Source organism: Pseudorhizobium halotolerans, from assembly GCF_902153235.2.
In the GTDB taxonomy this organism is placed as follows: Bacteria; Pseudomonadota; Alphaproteobacteria; order Rhizobiales; family Rhizobiaceae; genus Neorhizobium; species Neorhizobium flavum.
The window spans coordinates 267,010-284,881 of record NZ_CABFWE030000001.1 but is presented as its reverse complement, the minus strand read 5'-3'; the positions used below and the strand labels follow the sequence as shown (position 1 = coordinate 284,881).

12 protein-coding genes are annotated in these 17,872 nt (G+C 63.1%); 6 read left to right on the top strand and 6 right to left on the bottom strand.

Annotated features, from left to right (window positions below; genetic code table 11):
* Positions 1-38: 38 nt before the first annotated feature.
* Complete coding sequence (locus FN060_RS01335; protein WP_142586540.1) at positions 39-323, bottom strand: hypothetical protein; 285 nt, start codon at positions 321-323, stop codon at positions 39-41.
* 5 nt (positions 324-328) lie between these two features.
* A complete protein-coding gene (locus tag FN060_RS01330) occupies positions 329-880 on the bottom strand; it encodes a cytochrome c oxidase subunit 3 (RefSeq protein ID WP_142586539.1) in 552 nt (183 codons plus the stop codon).
* 119 nt (positions 881-999) lie between these two features.
* On the opposite strand from FN060_RS01330, the gene FN060_RS01325 reads away from it, so the two are divergent.
* Both FN060_RS01325 and FN060_RS01320 read left to right on the top strand, forming a co-directional pair.
* Positions 1,000-1,155 (top strand): hypothetical protein, encoded by a 156-nt coding sequence (locus FN060_RS01325; RefSeq protein WP_183949722.1) that lies wholly within the window; start codon positions 1,000-1,002, stop codon positions 1,153-1,155.
* A gap of 28 nt (positions 1,156-1,183) precedes the next feature.
* Complete coding sequence (locus tag FN060_RS01320) at positions 1,184-1,873, top strand: NnrU family protein (RefSeq protein ID WP_142586538.1); 690 nt, start codon at positions 1,184-1,186, stop codon at positions 1,871-1,873.
* 3 nt (positions 1,874-1,876) lie between these two features.
* Here the strand turns inward: FN060_RS01320 and FN060_RS01315 are convergent, their stop codons facing one another.
* Entirely contained in the window at positions 1,877-2,338 is a 462-nt protein-coding gene (locus FN060_RS01315; protein ID WP_142586537.1) for an Lrp/AsnC family transcriptional regulator, read from the bottom strand.
* A gap of 128 nt (positions 2,339-2,466) precedes the next feature.
* Between FN060_RS01315 and putA the strand changes: the two genes are divergently transcribed.
* Both putA and FN060_RS01305 read left to right on the top strand, forming a co-directional pair.
* Positions 2,467-6,168 (top strand): trifunctional transcriptional regulator/proline dehydrogenase/L-glutamate gamma-semialdehyde dehydrogenase, encoded by a 3,702-nt coding sequence (gene putA / locus FN060_RS01310; RefSeq protein ID WP_142586536.1) that lies wholly within the window; start codon positions 2,467-2,469, stop codon positions 6,166-6,168.
* A 92-nt stretch (positions 6,169-6,260) separates the two neighbouring features.
* Positions 6,261-7,421 carry an iron-containing alcohol dehydrogenase gene (locus FN060_RS01305; protein WP_142586535.1) on the top strand — a complete coding sequence of 387 codons (1,161 nt, stop codon included), beginning with the start codon at positions 6,261-6,263 and terminating at the stop codon, positions 7,419-7,421.
* A 1-nt stretch (position 7,422) separates the two neighbouring features.
* On the opposite strand, the gene FN060_RS01300 is transcribed toward FN060_RS01305, so the two are convergent.
* The 3 genes from FN060_RS01300 to FN060_RS01290 form a co-directional block, all read right to left on the bottom strand.
* Positions 7,423-7,794, bottom strand: a complete 372-nt coding sequence (locus FN060_RS01300) for a YqaA family protein (RefSeq protein WP_142586534.1) — start codon at positions 7,792-7,794, stop codon at positions 7,423-7,425.
* A 133-nt stretch (positions 7,795-7,927) separates the two neighbouring features.
* The gene (gene secD / locus FN060_RS01295) at positions 7,928-10,468 is read right to left on the bottom strand and encodes a protein translocase subunit SecD (protein ID WP_142586533.1); all 2,541 of its coding nucleotides are present in this window, start codon (positions 10,466-10,468) and stop codon (positions 7,928-7,930) included.
* An 85-nt stretch (positions 10,469-10,553) separates the two neighbouring features.
* Positions 10,554-10,886: a hypothetical protein gene (locus tag FN060_RS01290; RefSeq protein WP_142586532.1), complete on the bottom strand. Its 333-nt coding sequence runs from the start codon at positions 10,884-10,886 to the stop codon at positions 10,554-10,556.
* A gap of 286 nt (positions 10,887-11,172) precedes the next feature.
* On the opposite strand from FN060_RS01290, the gene FN060_RS01285 reads away from it, so the two are divergent.
* Positions 11,173-12,342, top strand: a complete 1,170-nt coding sequence (locus FN060_RS01285; protein WP_142586531.1) for an acetyl-CoA acetyltransferase — start codon at positions 11,173-11,175, stop codon at positions 12,340-12,342.
* Positions 12,343-12,432: 90 nt separating this feature from the next.
* Positions 12,433-17,871, top strand: coding sequence for an alpha-2-macroglobulin family protein (locus FN060_RS01280; protein WP_142586530.1), 5,439 nt, complete (start codon positions 12,433-12,435; stop codon positions 17,869-17,871).
* Position 17,872 lies beyond the last annotated feature (1 nt).

Genomic DNA, 17,872 nt, shown 5'->3' with positions numbered 1-17,872 from the left:
TACAGGCAGCCGGCTAAACTTTCGCTATGTAGAGGGGCTCAGCCGAACCAGTGCGAGCCGAGGGCACGACCCAGGGAGGCGAACGAAAAGAGGGTCGGCCAGGTCCAGAGTGCAATCGCCATGGCGGGACGTGCGGCGCGCAAGCCCATGAAGTCGAGGATGATCAGTCGTGCCTTGATGACGGTAAAAACGAGGAGCACGGCGAGGATCGTCAGCGGTACAGCCTGATGTTTCCACTGAGCTGTCATCAGCGCTCCAATGATGGCGAGCATCATGACCCAGTTGGCGCTGGTGAAGAGGCGGGCAGACTGTTTCGCGGTCATGAGATTCATCCGAGGTAGAGGAGCGGGAACATTACCAGCCAGATGAGGTCGACGACGTGCCAGATCGTTGTGGCCATCACGACGTTCGACTGGCGCGGCTTCCAAGCGATGAGCAACAGGACCAGGGCCAGGAAGGCAACATGGGCCAAATGGAAGCCGGTTATGAGGAAGTAAAGCTCGAAGAAGGAGCCGAAGGCGGCATCTCCGGCCGCCGGGATCTCGGCGGCGTATTCTGCAAGCTTGACGGCGACGAAGCCGAATCCGAGAACCGCAGTTGCCGGAAGGTAAACCTGCTGCAGGCGGCGGTTCGAGACGGCATGCACGGCGAGGGCCGCCGTCCAGCTGCTGGCAAGGAGCACGATCGTGTTGAAGCCGGCAATCCGAGTGGAGAGCTGAAGCTTGGCGGCAGCGAATTCGGCGGGCTGGAAAAGCGATACCACCAGGAATGCGGCAAAGAGAATGCCGAAGGTAACCAGTTCGCTCCACACCAGGATCCAGAGGAGAAGATCTCCTCCCTCGTCAACGGGCTCTGCATGGGAAGCCGGGACGTCCGCCATCTGTCATCTCCAGTTTCGTTGCGGGTGAAGATGGCGAGCGGCTGCGGCTTGTTCTTTGTCAAATCGCAAAGACGGTGAAGGTTTGGCGCCTAGAATGGGCGCAAAAAGGATGTTCCAAGATGACTGATGCCCAAGTCGGCCTTGCGCTTGCCACCCCGATCATCGTTGCCTTCGCGATCGCACTCAGGAGAATGGGCGTGCTGCAGGGCTACAGCTCCTTCGCCGCCGTCCTATTTTCGGTCGCAATAGCGGCGGTGCTGTTCCTGCAGCAATAGCCGCGGCCGATCGAGACGAGGTCCGGCGATGACGCAATTCCTGGCGGCGTTCACCGTTTTCGTCGCCCTTCACTCCATTCCTGCGTCGCCCCACATCCGGGGAACGCTCGTGTCGCACCTTGGACACGGCACCTATATCGCGCTCTACTCCGCCATCTCGCTGGTCGCACTGGCCTGGCTGTTCTATTCTGCGTTCAATCTTGACTACATCGAACTGTGGGTGCCTGCCGCATGGCAAGGACATGTGGCCTTCGCCGCAGCACCGCTGGGCCTTTTCTTCGTTCTTGCCGGGCTCTTGAGCCGGAACCCGTTTTCGACCACCGCGCGGCGCGGAGGGGGCGAGCCGGGCGCCATCGTTGCGGTGACGCGACATCCGGTACTGTGGGGCTTCGTCCTTTGGGCGCTCGGCCATATTCCGCCGAACGGCGACCTGCGTTCGCTGCTCCTCTTCGGAGGCTTTGCGATTTTCAGCGCCGGCAGCATGGCGATGATGGAGAAACGCAGCCGCAAGAAGCACGGTGACGCCTTAACGGAGATGGCAGCGGATACGTCGATTGTTCCTTTCGCGGCGATCCTGCAGGGGCGGGCACGGCTGCGGTTCGACATGCCGATGCTCCTGGCAGTGGTCGGTACGGCGGTTCTGGCTGCATGGCTGCTGGCGGGCGGGCACGCCTGGCTGTTCGGCGGCGACCCGCTGCTCTTCATCCGCAGCCTCTAGGCTTCAGCGTTCCTTCACCGACTGCATGGCGACCGAGGTCGAGGTGCTTGCCACATGCGGCAGGCTGGAGATTTTCTCGCCGAGAATTTCGCGGTAGCGGCGGATGTTCGGCGTGCGGACCTTCAGGAGGTAGTCGAAACGCCCGGCGATCATATGGCACTCCTCCACTTCCCTGATCTTCCGGACGGCCTGGTTGAATTCCGCCAAGGCTTTCTCCCGGGTGTCCGACAGGGTCACTTCCGCGAAAGCCACATGCTCGAGCCCGAGCTTCTGAGGATCGAGCATCGCCCGGAAGCCCAGGATGTAGCCCTCTTCAATAAGGCGTTTGAGCCGCGCGGCGCACGGGGTCTTTGAGAGACCAATACGGTTCGCGAGTTCGGTAACCGCGATCCTCCCGTCTTCGGAGACTATCTCCAGGATCTTCCGATCGAATGCATCAGTTGGGCTATCTTTTGGGATCTGCATAGGAAATTGCCTTTATCTTGATGCCATTAAAAGACGATTAGTCTATCATGCTGGCCCTGAAAAGTCTGTCGTCCGTCCTGCTCCGAAGTATTATTTAGGCATCGTCGTTTCACCTTCGGAAGAGCCCGATGTCCAGCCAGGCCCAGCTTCGTTCCAACACTCACCCGGGCGGAACGCCCTTTGCCGATTTCGCACCGCCCATCCGGCCGCAGACGCCACTTCGGCAGGCAATCACGGCCGCCTACCGCCGGCCAGAGCCGGAATGCCTGCAGCCGCTGCTGGAAGGGGCGACGCTGCCGGAAACTATGCGCCTCGATATCAGGGATACCGCCCGGAAGCTGATCACCGCGCTTCGCGCGAAGCATACCGGCTCCGGCGTCGAGGGACTGGTGCACGAGTACTCGCTGTCGAGCCAGGAGGGCGTGGCACTGATGTGCCTTGCGGAGGCGCTGCTTCGCATCCCCGACACAGCCACGCGCGATGCCCTCATCCGCGACAAGATCTCCGCCGGCGACTGGAAGTCGCATGTCGGCGGCGGCCGATCGCTATTCGTCAATGCGGCGAGCTGGGGCCTCGTCGTCACCGGCAAGCTGACGGCCACGGTCAACGACCGCGGCCTCTCCGCGGCGCTGACGCGGCTCATTGCCCGTTGCGGTGAGCCGGTCATTCGGCGCGGTGTCGATATGGCGATGCGCATGATGGGCGAGCAGTTCGTCACCGGCGAGACGATTGACGAGGCGCTGAAGCGGTCACGCGACCTGGAGGAACACGGCTTCCGCTATTCCTACGACATGCTGGGAGAAGCGGCCACGACCGCGGCGGATGCCGAGCGCTACTTCCGCGACTATGAGACCGCGATCCATGCGATCGGCAAGGCCTCGAACGGGCGTGGCATCTACGAGGGTCCGGGGATCTCCATCAAGCTGTCTGCACTGCATCCGCGTTACACGCGGTCGCAGGCATCCCGCGTCATGGGCGAACTCCTGCCCAAGGTGAAGGCATTGGCGCTGCTCGCCAAAGGCTACGACATCGGGCTCAACATCGACGCCGAGGAGGCCGACCGGCTGGAGCTGTCGCTCGACCTTCTGGAGGAGCTGTGCCTCGATCCGGATCTCTCCGGTTGGGACGGCATCGGGTTTGTGGTGCAGGCCTACGGCAAACGCTGCCCCTTCGTGCTCGACTTCATCGTCAATCTCGCTCGTCGCTCAGGCCATCGCGTCATGGTGCGGCTGGTGAAGGGTGCCTATTGGGACGCCGAGATCAAGCGTGCCCAGCTGGACGGGCTGGAGGATTTTCCAGTCTTCACGCGCAAGGTGCACACGGATGTTTCCTACATCGCCTGTGCCAGGAAACTGCTTGGAGCCACCGAGTTCGTCTTCCCTCAGTTCGCCACGCACAACGCGCAGACGCTTTCGACAATTTATCATCTCGCTGGACCGGACTTCCACGTCGGCAAGTATGAGTTCCAGTGCCTGCATGGGATGGGCGAGCCGCTCTACGAGGAGGTCGTCGGCGCCGACAAGCTTGACAGGCCCTGTCGCATCTATGCGCCGGTTGGCACGCACGAGACGCTGCTTGCTTATCTCGTTCGACGGCTGCTGGAGAACGGTGCGAACTCGTCCTTCGTCAACCGCATCGCCGACGAGACGGTCTCGGTCGAAGAGCTTGTCGCCGATCCGGTATCCGTGGTCCGCGCCATGGCCAGTCCAGGTTCGCGGCACGACCAAATCGCGCTGCCGCGGGATATCTTCGGGAAGGCCCGGCCAAACTCCTCCGGTCTCGATCTTTCGAACGAAGAGACCTTGGCTGCACTCAGTGCAGAGCTGCAGCGAAGCGCCACCATGAACTGGTCGGCGGTTCCATTGGTTGAAGGCATGCGCCCGAGCGGGATCGCGCGGGCGGTTTTGAATCCTGCCGATCATGCGGATGTGGTCGGCCAGGTGATCGAGGCGAGTGAGGAGGAGGCGCAAGGAGCAGTCCGGTTGGCGGCTGAAATCGCGCTGGAATGGTCGGCTGTCGCTCCGGCTGAGCGGGCCGCACAGCTGGAGCGGGCGGCGGACCTGATGCAGGCGCGCATGCAGGTCCTGCTGGGATTGATCATGCGCGAGGCTGGTAAGTCGCTTGCCAATGCCATTGCCGAAGTACGCGAGGCCGTCGATTTTCTGCGTTACTACGCAGCGCAGGCACGACGGACACTGGGGGCGGCGCACAAGCCGCTTGGCCCGATCGTCTGCATCAGCCCCTGGAACTTTCCACTGGCGATCTTCACGGGTCAGGTGGCAGCGGCACTTGTCGCCGGCAACCCGGTGCTGGCGAAGCCTGCCGAGGAGACGCCGCTCATTGCCGCAGAAGCCATTCGCCTTCTGCACGAAGCCGGCGTTCCGGAGCGTGTCCTGCAGCTCGTCCCGGGGGACGGGCGGGTTGGCGCGGCATTGGTCGGTGCTGCGGAAACCTGCGGAGTGATGTTCACCGGATCCACAGAGGTTGCCCGCGTTATCCAGCGACAGCTCTCCGACCGGTTGCTGCCGAACGGCAAGCCAATCCCGCTGATCGCCGAAACCGGCGGGCAGAATGCCATGATCGTCGACTCCTCGGCTCTTGCCGAGCAGGTGGTGGCCGATGTCATTGCCTCTGCCTTCGACAGTGCGGGCCAGCGTTGCTCCGCACTCCGCGTCCTCTGCCTGCAGGAGGAAGTCGCGGAGCGGACACTGACCATGCTCAAGGGCGCTTTGCAGGAACTGTCGATCGGCCGTACGGATCGTCTCAGCGTCGACATAGGTCCGGTCATCACCGAAGAAGCGAAAACGTCGATCGAATCCCATATCGAGAAGATGCGCGGTCTGGGGCGCAGAGTCGAGCAGGTCGAGCTGCCTGCGGAAACAGCGGCAGGCACTTTCGTGTCGCCGACGATGATCGAATTGCAGTCGTTGAAGGACCTGGAGCGGGAGGTATTCGGCCCTGTCCTGCACGTGATCCGCTATCGCCGCAATGAACTCGACAGGCTGATCGATGACATCAACGCAACAGGCTACGGGTTAACGTTCGGGCTCCACACGCGGCTCGACGAGACCATTGCGCATGTGACGAGCCGCATCAGGGCGGGCAATCTCTATGTCAACCGCAACATCATCGGCGCCGTGGTGGGTGTGCAGCCGTTTGGCGGACGCGGGCTTTCTGGCACCGGGCCGAAAGCTGGCGGACCGCTTTATCTCGGCCGGCTGGTGGAAAATCCGCCAGTGCCGCCTCAGCACAGTTCCGTCCACACCGACCCGGTGCTGCTTGACTATGTGCGCTGGCTGCAGGCAACAGGCGAGGCCGAGATGGCCGAGATCGCTGCTGCCATGGGCAGCGCCTCGACACTTGGTCTCGATATCCAGCTTCCCGGGCCGGTCGGCGAAAATAATCTCTACGCTCTCCACCCCAGGGGGCGCATCCTGCTTGCGCCGGAGACGGAGACTGGGTTGCTGCACCAGCTGGGGGCGGTGTTGGCCACAGGCAACCACGCGGTGATCGACGAGGCTGCCGGGCTGAGACCGATCGCTGCGACCCTGCCGGTTAGCGCCGCTGCCCGGCTCAGATGGTCGAGCGACTGGTCGACCGAAGGGCCCTATGCCGGTGCGCTGGTGGAAGGTGAACCGGAGCGGGTGCGGACAATGACCGCGCGGATCACCCAAATTCCGGGTCCGCTGGTGCTGGTGCAGGCGGCGCAAGCGCAGGCTCTTGAGGAAAGAGCGGATGCCTATTGCCTCAGCTGGCTCCTTGAAGAAGTGTCCACCTCGGTGAACACGGCGGCAGCCGGCGGCAATGCCAGCCTCATGGCGATCGGCTGACGGTCGGTACCGTCGGGCCTTGCCATTGCTCCCCGGTGCGGCTTTGATGGCCTGCCGGGACATGCCTTCCGGTGCAATGCCGGGAGGAGTGCATGGAACCGTTCGTCTTCGCTACAACCGCCCGGATCGTCTTTCGGCCCGGCGGCGCAAGCGATCTCGGCACAATTGTCGATGGACGCTGCGGCTCTCGCATTCTGCTCGTGACGGATGTGGGCCTGCGCAGACTGGGCCTATGCGATGCAGCCCTGCAGTCCCTGTCGGAAGCCGGCGTCTCGGCGACTGTGTTCGATGGAGTAGAGGCCGATCCTTCGCTCGCCACGGTGCTGAAGGCGGTGCAAACCGGTCAGGCGGCCGGTGTCACGGGCGTGGTCGGCTTCGGCGGCGGCTCTTCGCTTGACGTCGCGAAGATTGCAGCCCTGCTGCTCGGCTCCGGCGAGGACATCGATGAAGCCTGGGGTGTAGGGAACGCGAAGGGGCCGCGCATGCCGCTCGTTCTGGTGCCAACCACCGCCGGCACGGGATCGGAAGTGACGCCGGTTTCCATCATCACCGTTGAGGCTGACGAAAAGCGCGGCATCTCCTCGCCGATCCTGCTGCCGGACATCGCCGTTCTTGATCCGGACCTGACACTTGGCCTTCCGCCAGCGATCACGGCCGCCACCGGAATCGACGCCATGGTGCATGCCATCGAAGCGTACGCTTCGCTTAACGCAAACAACAATCCCTTGTCCAAAATGCTGGCGCGACAGGCGCTGCAGTTGCTGGGCGCCAACCTCGAACGCGCGGTCCTCGATGGCGCGGATCGGGAAGCACGCGGCGCCATGCTGCTTGGCTCGATGCTGGCGGGTCAGGCCTTCGCCAACTCGCCCGTCGCCGCCGTGCATGCGCTCGCCTATCCGATCGGCGGCCGTTTCCACGTGCCGCACGGGCTTTCGAACGCACTCGTCCTTCCGCATGTGCTGCGCTTCAACGCACCTCAGGCAGAGACAGCCTATGCGGACATCGCAGTCGATGCCTTTCCGCACCTCGCCGGGGAGCGGGACATCAAGGCCCGTTGCAGGGCATTCATCGATTGTCTCGAGGGGCTCTCTGCGCGCCTTGCCCTGCCACAGCGCCTGCGTGATGTCGGTATCGGTGAGGAGCATCTGCCGGCCATGGCGGCGGACGCGATGAAGCAGACGCGGCTTCTGGTCAACAATCCGCGACCGGTGGGAGAATTGGACGCGCTGGCAATCTACAAGGCCGCATGGTGAGTCAAAGCAGCCCGTTGGTCGCGGCAGCCAGTACGAGGTAGCGCGCCCCCTTGCCGATGAAGACCAGCAGCAGGAAGGTTGGCAGCGGCTCCCGAAGGACGCCGGCAATAACCGTGATTGCGTCGCCTCCGATTGGAAGCCAGCTCAACAGGAGCGACCACTTTCCATAGCGGTGGTACCAGTTGCGCGCCTTTCCGAGCTTCTCGGGTGATGCCGGAAACCAGCGGCGGTTACGGAACTGCTCGATACCACGTCCAAGCGCCCAGTTGACGACCGCTCCCAACGTGTTGCCGACCGATGCCACGGCGACCACGGCCGGCGTGGAATAGTCGCCGGACAAGATCAAGCCGACGAGAATCGCCTCCGACTGCATAGGAAAGATCGTCGCGGCCAGGAAGGCGGCCGCAAACAGCGCGACATAGGCGGCCAGTATCGTCTCCTTCCGATTCGACTAAAGAAAAAAGGGGCGGATGCAGCACCCGCCCCTTCCGATGTCTGCTTCGGTCTCAGGCTTGCTTTGGCCGTTCACTGTCCTCCAGCGCCGTGTCCTCAGCAACCTCCGCGGCTGCCTTGGCGCGGCGGGTGCGCCAGTCTCCGAGGAAGAGCAGGATCGGCGCCGCAATGAAGACAGAGGACGATGTCGCGATGACGATACCGAAGACCATCGGAATGGCGAAGCTCGAAACGGCGCTGCCGCCCCAGATCGCCATCGGGATCATCGCCAGGAAGGTCGTGGCGGATGTGTAGAGGCTTCGTGCCAATGTCTCGTTGATCGATCGGTCGATCAATTCGCGGAGTGGCATCTTCTTGTAGAGACGCATGTTTTCGCGCATCCGGTCGTAGACCACCACCTTGTCGTTGACCGAATAGCCTACGAGGGTGAGGACTGCCGCGATTGCCGTCAGGTTGAAATCGAGCCCGGTAATGGCGAAGAAGCCGATGGTCTTGGTGACGTCGAGAATCAACGTGGCGATCGCGCCCACAGCGAAGGGCCACTCGAAGCGCACCCAGATGTAGATGAGCATCGCCAGTGCAGCCAGCACGACGGAGAGAATGCCTGCCGTTGCCAGTTCGTCGCTGACCTTCGGCCCGACAACTTCCGTCCGCTCCACCTTTGAGGTGGGATCGATGTTGACCACCTCGGCCCGCAACTGCTCCACAGCAGCCGTTTGCGCCTCCTCGCCTCCCGGCTGCCGCTCGACACGAACGAGAATGTGATTGGAGCTGCCGAATTCCTGAAGTGCCACCTCGCCAAGCCCGAGTTCGCCCAGACCGCTGCGGAAGGCAGCAAGGTCAGCCGGACCTTCTGTCGCAACCTCCATCTGGATCCCGCCCTTGAAGTCCACGCCGTAGTTGAGCCCGGGTGTGAAGAACAGGATGATCGACGCGACGGAAAGGAAGAGCGAGACACCAATCCCGAAGAACCGTGCCTTCATGAACCGGATCTGCGTGCCATCCGGAACCAGGTTGATGGGTAGAAGCGGCTTGATCTCGATCTTCTTGAGCTTCCTCCTTCCGGCCACCCACACCATCGCGATGCGAACGATCGCAACTGCGGTGAACATCGAGATGATGATGCCGAGGCCCATGGTGATCGCGAAGCCGCGAACCGGCCCGGAGCCGAACCAGAACAGCAGGACCGTTGCAATCAGCGTCGTGACGTTACTGTCGACGATGGTCGAGTAGGCACGCTGGAAGCCGGCGTCGATCGCGGCGAAGGCGCTCCGGCCTTTCCGGCTTTCCTCCTTGATGCGCTCGTTGATGAGAACGTTCGCATCAACGGCGATACCGATGCCGAGGACGATACCCGCGATACCAGGCAGAGTAAGCGTCGCCCCGAGCAGCGTCAGCGCGGCGAAGGTCAGGATGACATTGATGAAGAGAGCGACGTTGGCGATCAGGCCCCAGCCGCTATAGAGCAGCAGAAGGAAGCCGACCACCAGACCGAAGCCGATGAAGCCGGTGAAGATCCCCATCTCGATGGCATCGGAACCGAGGTCGGCGCCGACGGTACGCTCTTCGATGACGGTAAGTTTTGCCGGCAGTGCGCCTGCGCGAAGCAGCGCGGCAAGCGTGTTGGCCTCCTCGACGGAGAAGCCGCCGGAAATTTGTCCCGAGCCACCGGTGATCGGCTGGCGGATGACAGGAGCGCTCAGCACCTTGTTGTCCAAGACAATTGCGAAGGGACGTCCGACATTCGCTTGGGTGATCTGGGCGAAGCGGCTTGCACCGGCGGTGTCGAAGCGGAAGTTTACGACGGGCTCGTTGGTCTGCTGGTCGAAGGCAGCGCGTGCATCGGTCAGACGATCGCCGGACAGTTCCACCCGGTCGAGAACCGGGAACTGCTGACCCTGGTCGTCGGCCAGCATGGTGACCCCCGGCTCGCCCTGATTGCCCAGCAGATGGAAGCTCATCTTCGCAGTGGAGCCGAGCAACTGCCGCAGCCGCGAGGGATCCTGCTCCCCAGGCAGCTGAACCAGGACCCGGTCGTCGCCTACCCGCTGGATGGTCGGCTCTGCCACGCCCACCTGATCGACGCGCTGGCGGATGATCTCGAGGCTCTGCTCGACAGCCGCACTGCCGTGCGACGTGATGCCGGCTTCGGTGTAGGCGAGCGTGATGGTGTTGTCGGCCGGAGTCCGGATGCTCAGGTCCGTCTGCCCCACCGCGGTGCCGAGGCCCACGGGATTGGCAAGGGTTTCCAACTGGTCGACGGCGGCTCCGCGTTGCGCGGGGTCGCGCAGCGTCACCGTGATGGCATCTCCACTGCGACGCACTCCTGCCACGTCGATCCCGTTGTCGCGAAGCACCCGGCGGCTGTCCTGCAGCAAGTTCTGGAGTCGCTCGTTGACGAGGTCGGCGCGATCCACTTCCAGCACAAGGTGCGAGCCGCCGCGAAGGTCGAGGCCAAGCGAGACGCGGTCATGCGGCAGCCACGACGGCAGGCGATCGAGAGCGCTTTGGGAAAGCACGTTCGGCAAGGCAACCAATATGCCGATGAAGATGATGAAGGCGTAAGTCGCCACCACCCAGGGAGAATTTCTCATGTCATTGTTCCTGCTCGGCCCTCGCGGCGCATCACGCGGCCGGGGCGCTGATTTTCTAGCCTGCGGATGATCTTTCATCCACGCGTCAGGCCGCGGCCGGAGGTGCTCGCGGTTGGAATGGCGAGGCACCGGTGCCTGCTGTCCCGCCTGGCGCCACGAAGCGATAAGCGCCAGGGGCATCGGCAGGGAACGACCAGTGCGCTGGAGGTGGCAGGAAGCTGCCGCCATCCGCAGATGCCGACGCGGACCCGCTATCGCGCCGCACGTCGATGACCACGACACGGGAGGGTTCCCGCTTGGACGGATGGGCCATGTCCGATCCCATTGCATCGGTATGCGTGACGGTATCGGGTCGGACGAGGTGGCTGGCATCGGCAATCAAGCTGCCGAAGGCGGCTAGAAAAAGCCCGACCACCATCCGGAGCCACCAAGCCTCCGCCGGTCTCCGTCTATCTCGGGATGATGTCCGCAATCGTGGCGGAAGTCGCGCCATCCGCTTACTCCGGAGCGTTCGCACCCTGTCGTCCGAGGGCTCGTGGCGGCGTTCTAATGGAGAGCCGGGTCAGGGTCAATGTTTCCCACCCAAGCTGGCCTTCCGGCGCTCTTCCGGGAGACGCGCGGAAGCATTCTGGCGGCTGCTAATGGACCGCCAGCCAGGATCGCATATAACTTGTGCAGGAGACACATGCGGCAGGAGGAAGAAGATGACAACAGCACAGATCGTCGGCTGGGCACACTCGAAGTTCGGGAAATCCGAAGCGCCCACCACGCGAGAGCTCATGGCGGAAGTGATCAACCCGGCGCTCGCTCATGCGGGCATCGAGGCCAAGGACGTTGATGGCATCTTTGTCGGCGTCTTCAACAACGGCTTTACCAAACAGGATTTTCAGGGTGCGCTTGTCGCCATGGCTGCAGATGGCTTCACCCATACGCCGGCAGCCAGGATGGAGAACGCCTGTGCGACCGGATCGGCGGCGATCTATTCGGCGCTGGATTTCATTGCATCGGGACGAGGCCGAGTCGCGCTGGTCGTCGGCGCGGAGAAGATGACCTCCTTGCCGACCAAGGAGACGGGGGACGTGCTTCTGGGCGCGTCATTCCGTGAGGAGGAAGCAGATATCGAAGGCGGTTTTGCCGGACTCTTCGGACGGATCGCCAACACCTATTTCCAGCGATACGGCGACCGTTCGGAAGAACTGGCGATGATTGCCGCCAAGAACCATGCAAATGGCATGGCCAACCCCTATGCTCACATGCAGAGGGACTTCTCCTTCGACTTCTGCAACACGGTCTCCGACAAGAATCCCTATGTCGCGGCACCGCTTCGACGGACCGACTGCTCCCTCGTTTCGGACGGAGCGGCGGCCCTGGTGCTCGCCCACCCCGACGTCGCAGAAGGAATGCAGCGCGCCGTTGCCTTCCGCGCCCGAACGCATGTCAACGACATCCTCGCCATGTCGCGCCGCGATCCCATTGCGTTCGACGGTGCGCGCCTTGCCTGGCAAAGGTCCCTTTCGGAGGCGGGGCTGACGCTGGATGATCTCGATTTCGTCGAGACTCATGACTGCTTCACAATTGCTGAGCTGATCGAATATGAGGCCATGGGATTGGCTAAGCCCGGCGAGGGCTACAAGGTCGTCCGCGAGGGACTGGCCGCAAAGGGCGGGAAGCTGCCGGTCAATCCTTCTGGCGGCTTGAAATCGAAGGGGCATCCGGTAGGTGCCACCGGGGTCTCCATGCACGTCATGGCGGCGATGCAGCTCTGCGGCGAGGCCGGCGACATGCAACTGCCGAATGCCGGGAAGGCTGGCGTCTTCAACATGGGTGGCGCGGCCGTCGCCAACTACGTTTCGATTCTCGAACGGGTAACGTAAGCCGGGAGCCGGGCCGCAGTCGAGACCACATTGACATACGCCCCGCAAGGAAGAAGATGGCCCCCACGATAGCAGCGTTCGGGGGACATCATGTCTAAGCGCGCAATAGTCGATTTCTCTGCATTTGCCCTCACCATTCTAGCTCTGGCAGCGCCTCTCCAGGCGGCGGAGCGGCGCCTGGAGATTACGCCGGACGGGGATTATTTCGGCTTCGACCTCCGCACGGTCCATAACGTCTCGCAGGCCCAGTGCGAGGCGGCCTGCATCGGCGACAAGGCCTGCAAGGCGTTCACCTACAATGTCAGGGCGCAGTGGTGCTTCCTCAAGTCGGACTTCGACCAACTCAACAGCTTTCCGGGGGCAGTCGCCGGCAAGATCGTCGAGGCGGATGCACAGCCCGATATCGGCGCTCCGACCCGGCTTGGTTTCCTGTCCGACGATCTGTTGCGCGAGGCGCGTGAATACAAGTCCGATCTTGCGCTGGGGGAAAATCAGCAGGGTTATGGCGCGGAAGAACTGAAGGCTATCGCCCAGAACGAGCTTCTCGCCGGCAATCTCGACAACGCGCTCTACAACTTCAAAGGTGCCTTGTCTCTCATGCCAGAGGACGGTGCTCTCTGGACGGAAACGTCGCGGGCGGCGGGGACGGCAGTCGGCAACTACGCGATGGCCAGCGAGGCGGTGCTGGCCGCGATCAACGGCTACCAGCTCAGCAGGACGGCACAGGCCCGTGCGGACGCGTTGGCCGTACTTGCCGCCGCACTCGAACGGCAGCAGAACTACCGCCCGGCCCTTACCGCCTACAGAGAGAGCCTGGCGCTGGTGCGGTCGCAAACTGTTCAGGCTGCCTATGATGACCTGCGCGAGCGGCAGGGATTCCGGGTGGTCGGGAATACCATCGATTCCGACAGCGCCAGCCCGCGTGCTTGCGTTCAATTCTCAGAACCGCTCCTGAAAGCAACGGACTATTCGCCGTTCGTCGTTGTCGATGGCAGGGCTCCGGCTGCTCTGGAAGCAAGCGACAATCAGATCTGCGTCGAGGGCCTGACCCACGGGCAGAAGCTCGCGCTCTCGCTCCGCCGCGGCCTGCCGTCTTCCGTGGACGAGGACCTGCAGCAGCAGGTTGATCTTGAGCTTTACGTGAAGGACCGCTCGCCAGCTGTCCGCTTCACCGGCGACGCCTTCGTCCTGCCGTCCACTGCGCGGCGCGGCATCCCGCTCGTCTCGGTCAATACGGACCAGGCGGAACTCAAGCTCTACCGTGTCGGCGATAGAAACCTCGTGTCGCTGATGACCAATTCGCAATTCCTTACCCAGATGGACGGTTACAGCGCCTCCCGGATTGAGCAGGAAAGCGGAGAGCTCGTCTGGGAGGGCTCGATCGAGATGGGTCAGGATCTCAACAAGGAGGTCGTCACCAGCTTCCCCGTGGATGAGGCGCTACCGGCGCGCAAGCCCGGCGTCTATATGCTGACCGCGGAAGCGGCCAATGCTCCGAGCCAGGAATGGAACAGCAAGGCGACCCAATGGTTTGTCGTTTCCGACATCGGGCTTTCTACCTATGCCGGAACCGACGGCCTTCATGTCTTCACCCGATCGCTGGCATCCGCAAAGCCGTTGCAGGGCATCGAGCTCCAGTTGCTGGCCAAGAATAACGACGTGCTCGGAACCGCAACGACCGATGCGGATGGCCGCGCCGTCTTCACCGCGGGGCTGATCCGCGGGACGGCGTCAACGGCGCCGGCGATGGTCACTGCGCGGAAGGGGGATTCGGACTATGTCTTCCTCGACATGACGCGAGCCGGCTTCGACCTCTCCGATCGCGGTGTCACGGGAAGACCTGCCCCGGGTGCAATCGATCTCATGCTCTGGACAGAACGCGGCATCTATCGGCCGGGCGAGACTGTCCATGCATCGGCGCTTGCCCGGGATGTCGATGCCAATGCCATAGAACGACTGCCGCTGACCTTCGTCTTCCTGCGCCCCGATGGGGTAGAGGACCGGCGGGAGGTCAGGGAGGGTGAGCTCGGCGGCTATGCGCTAGACCTGCCGCTGCTGGGAACGGCCATGCGCGGCACCTGGACGATGCAGGTCTTCACCGATCCCAAGGGCTCGCCGATTGCCGAGAAATCCTTTCTTGTCGATGATTTCGTTCCGGATCGGATCGAGTTCGATATCGCCAGTACCGCAAGCCAAGTGGATCCGGGGAGCACGGTGCCTGTCTCGATCGACGGCCGCTACCTATACGGCGCACCGGCTTCAGGGCTTTCGCTCGAGGGAGAGGTCGTGCTGAGACCGACCCGCGAACGGGAAGCCTATCCGGGATACAAGTTCGGCCTGACCGACGAGGAGGCGAGCGAAACCCTTCGCCTGCCGCTCGACGGGCTTCCCGACCTGGATGAGGACGGGAAGGCGAACGTCGATGTCTCTGTCGACGAAGTTCCGGCGACAACGCAGCTTGTCGCCGCCGACATAGTCATTCGCATGCAGGAGGCCGGAGGTCGGGCAGTCGAGCGGAAACTGACCTTGCCGGTCAAGCCGGATGGTGCGCGGATCGGAATAAAGCCCGAGTTCACTGGTGACCTTCCTGAAAATGCCGTCGCCAACTTTCATCTGATCGGCATTGATCCTGATGGTCAGCGACTGCCGCTCCGGGGGCTTGGCTGGAAACTGCTGAAGGTGGAGCAGGAATACCAATGGTATCGGGAGGGATCAGCCTGGCGCTTTGAGCCCGTGACCCGCACCAGCCAGGTTTCCGATGGCCGCGTGGACCTGGAACAAGAAGGCGCGCGAATCTCCATGCCTGTTACATGGGGACGCTATCGGCTGGAGGTGGAAGACAACGAAATCGGCGCCGCATCGGGGGTGGAGTTCGACGCGGGCTGGTTCGTCACGGCGACATCGACCGAAACGCCCGACGCTCTCGAGATCGCGCTCGACAAGCAAAGCTATGCGATTGGAGACACCGCAAGGCTCAAGATCGCGTCCCGCCATACGGGGGAATTGCTCATCGTCGCAGGGTCGGAAGAACTCATCTCCGTGCAGACGGAGAGCCTGGCAGCCGGCGGGGGCGAGGTGGAGATTCCCGTTACCGCCGATTGGGGCGCCGGTGCCTATGTGACGGCAACTTTGTTCCGCCCTGGCGACAGTCAGGAGAGCCGGATGCCGATGCGGGCGATCGGTGTCAGCTGGCTGAAGGTCGATCCACAGGACCGCGACCTGGAGATCGTCCTCGACGCGCCCGATCAGACGCTGCCGCGGCAGCCCCTCGACATCTCGCTCCAGATCGCCGGTGCCGCTGTCGGCGAGGAAGCCTATGTCACCGTGGCGGCCGTGGATGTCGGCATCCTCAACCTGACCCGCTACGAACCGCCTGCTCCCGATGACTGGTATTTTGGCCAGCGCCGGCTGGGAATGGAGATTCGCGACATTTACGGTCGGCTCATCGATGGATCGCTCGGTGCTACGGGCCGTATCCGGACAGGAGGCGATGGTGGCAGCATGGCCCTGCAGGGCGAACCACCGACCGAGAAACTGGTGGCGTTTTTCTCCGGACCGGTCCGCGTCGATGGCGAGGGCAGGGCGAATGCCTCGTTCGACATTCCCCAATTCAACGGGACCGCGCGGGTTATGGCGGTTGCCTGGTCCAGGAGTGGCGTGGGTCATGCCGTCAAGGATGTCGTCATTCGCGATCCGGTGGTCGTGACCGCTAGCCTGCCTCGTTTCCTGGCGCCGGGCGACGAGGCAGAGCTGAGGCTTGATTTCGCAAACACGGACGGCGCGCCTGGCCAGTACGAGCTTGCCATCGACACCAATGATGCGATTTCCGTGGACGAGACCCGACAGAGCCTCACGCTGGACGCAGGTGGAAGGACGGACCTCACCATTCCTCTCACCGGTCTGGAGCCGGGAGCCGGGCAGGTGACCCTTCGGCTGAGCAATGCCGCAGGCGTGTCGCTGGGGCAGGTTCTTCACCTGCCGGTAAGGCCTGCGACGCTGCCGATGACCGAGCGCCGGGTGATCGCGCTGGCACCCGGAAACAGCCTGACCGTGAGCGGTGACCTTCTGGCGGATAGCATCCTCCCGGGCGCTTCCGTCAGCCTCAATGTCAGCCGTTCGAGCGCGTTCGACATCCCGGCCCTCATGATGAGTCTTGACCGCTATCCGTATGGCTGCACCGAGCAAACGACGAGCCGTGCCTTGCCGCTTCTCTACCTGAGCGAACTGGCAGTCCGGAATGGCTTGACCGAGGACGGCGAGGTGAGGCAACGGGTGCAGGATGCGATCCGCCGCATCCTCTCCAACCAGTCGTCGTCCGGCAGCTTCGGCCTCTGGGGGCCCGGAGGCGGCGATCTCTGGCTGGATGCCTACGTCACCGATTTCCTCTCCCGTGCAAGGGAGCAGGGCTATGATGTGGCGGAGCGGGCGATGGTACAGGCGCTGGAGAACCTGCAGAACACTCTTTCCTACACCAACAACATCCGCGACCAGGGCAACGAGATCGCCTATTCGCTTTACGTCCTCGCACGAAACCGCAAGGCCGCGATCAGCGACCTTCGCTATTACGCCGACACCATGCTCGGCGACTTCCCGACACCGCTCGCCAAGGCGCATATCGCGGCATCGCTGGCTCTGTACGGGGATGCGCAGCGGTCCCGGTCGGTCTTTGCCGATGCGCTGGGAATGGCGGAGCAGTCGCAGCTCCATCAGGTGAGCCTGGTCCGGTCGGATTACGGCTCCTCCCTGCGGGACGGCGCGGCGGTGCTGGCTCTTGCCGCGGAAAGCAGGCCTGTTCCGCCGATCGTCCCGGCGCTTGCGGACGTCGTCGCACGGGAGTGGGAACAGAAGAGCTACACGAGTACCCAGGAGCAAGCCTGGATGCTGCTTGCCGCCCGCGCCTTGCAGACAGGGGACGAGGACATCGACCTCGAAGTGAACGGCGCGTCGCATGCCGGGACATTGATGACGCGCATGGCAGGTGAGGCGGTGCTCGATCACCCGCTGACCGTGACCAACAATGGCGACGAGGCGCTGTCGGCCACCGTCACTACGGTCGCGGCTCCCGCCAGGCCTCTCGCCGCCGGTGGGGAGGGCTTCGCCATCGACCGGAGCTACTACACACTGGACGGGGAGCCTGCGAATGTATCCCAGGCGCGACAGAACGAGCGTTATGTTGCGGTGCTGACCATCACGGAGACCAATGACTGGCCATCGCGGATCCTGGTGCAGGACCTGCTCCCTGCGGGATTCGAGATCGACAATCCCAGCCTTGTAAACAGCGCGCAGCTCGCGAACTTCGACTGGATCGATGAGGTCGAGCCGGCGCATACGGAGTTCCGCAACGACCGGTTTGTCGCGGCCTTCAATCGAAACACAGGCGACAATCGCGATATCACGCTCGCCTATGTCGTTCGTGCCGTGACCCCCGGAACCTACGATCATCCCGCCGCGCAGGTGGAGGACATGTATCGCCCGCAATTCTCCGCCCGCACAGCAGCGGGGCGTATGGAGGTTTTGGCGGCCCGGTGAG

Bases quoted from the DNA above. Each gene is read 5' to 3' on its own strand.
- FN060_RS01320 (WP_142586538.1), top strand. From the start codon at position 1,184: ATGACGCAATTCCTGGCGGCGTTCACCGTTTTCGTCGCCCTTCACTCC.
- FN060_RS01280 (WP_142586530.1), top strand. From the start codon at position 12,433: ATGTCTAAGCGCGCAATAGTCGATTTCTCTGCATTTGCCCTCACCATT.
- putA (WP_142586536.1), top strand. From the start codon at position 2,467: ATGTCCAGCCAGGCCCAGCTTCGTTCCAACACTCACCCGGGCGGAACG.
- FN060_RS01305 (WP_142586535.1), top strand. From the start codon at position 6,261: ATGGAACCGTTCGTCTTCGCTACAACCGCCCGGATCGTCTTTCGGCCC.
- FN060_RS01330 (WP_142586539.1), bottom strand. From the start codon at position 880: ATGGCGGACGTCCCGGCTTCCCATGCAGAGCCCGTTGACGAGGGAGGA.
- secD (WP_142586533.1), bottom strand. From the start codon at position 10,468: ATGAGAAATTCTCCCTGGGTGGTGGCGACTTACGCCTTCATCATCTTC.
- FN060_RS01285 (WP_142586531.1), top strand. From the start codon at position 11,173: ATGACAACAGCACAGATCGTCGGCTGGGCACACTCGAAGTTCGGGAAA.
- FN060_RS01290 (WP_142586532.1), bottom strand. From the start codon at position 10,886: ATGGTGGTCGGGCTTTTTCTAGCCGCCTTCGGCAGCTTGATTGCCGAT.
- FN060_RS01335 (WP_142586540.1), bottom strand. From the start codon at position 323: ATGACCGCGAAACAGTCTGCCCGCCTCTTCACCAGCGCCAACTGGGTC.
- FN060_RS01325 (WP_183949722.1), top strand. From the start codon at position 1,000: ATGACTGATGCCCAAGTCGGCCTTGCGCTTGCCACCCCGATCATCGTT.
- FN060_RS01300 (WP_142586534.1), bottom strand. From the start codon at position 7,794: ATGCAGTCGGAGGCGATTCTCGTCGGCTTGATCTTGTCCGGCGACTAT.
- FN060_RS01315 (WP_142586537.1), bottom strand. From the start codon at position 2,338: ATGCAGATCCCAAAAGATAGCCCAACTGATGCATTCGATCGGAAGATC.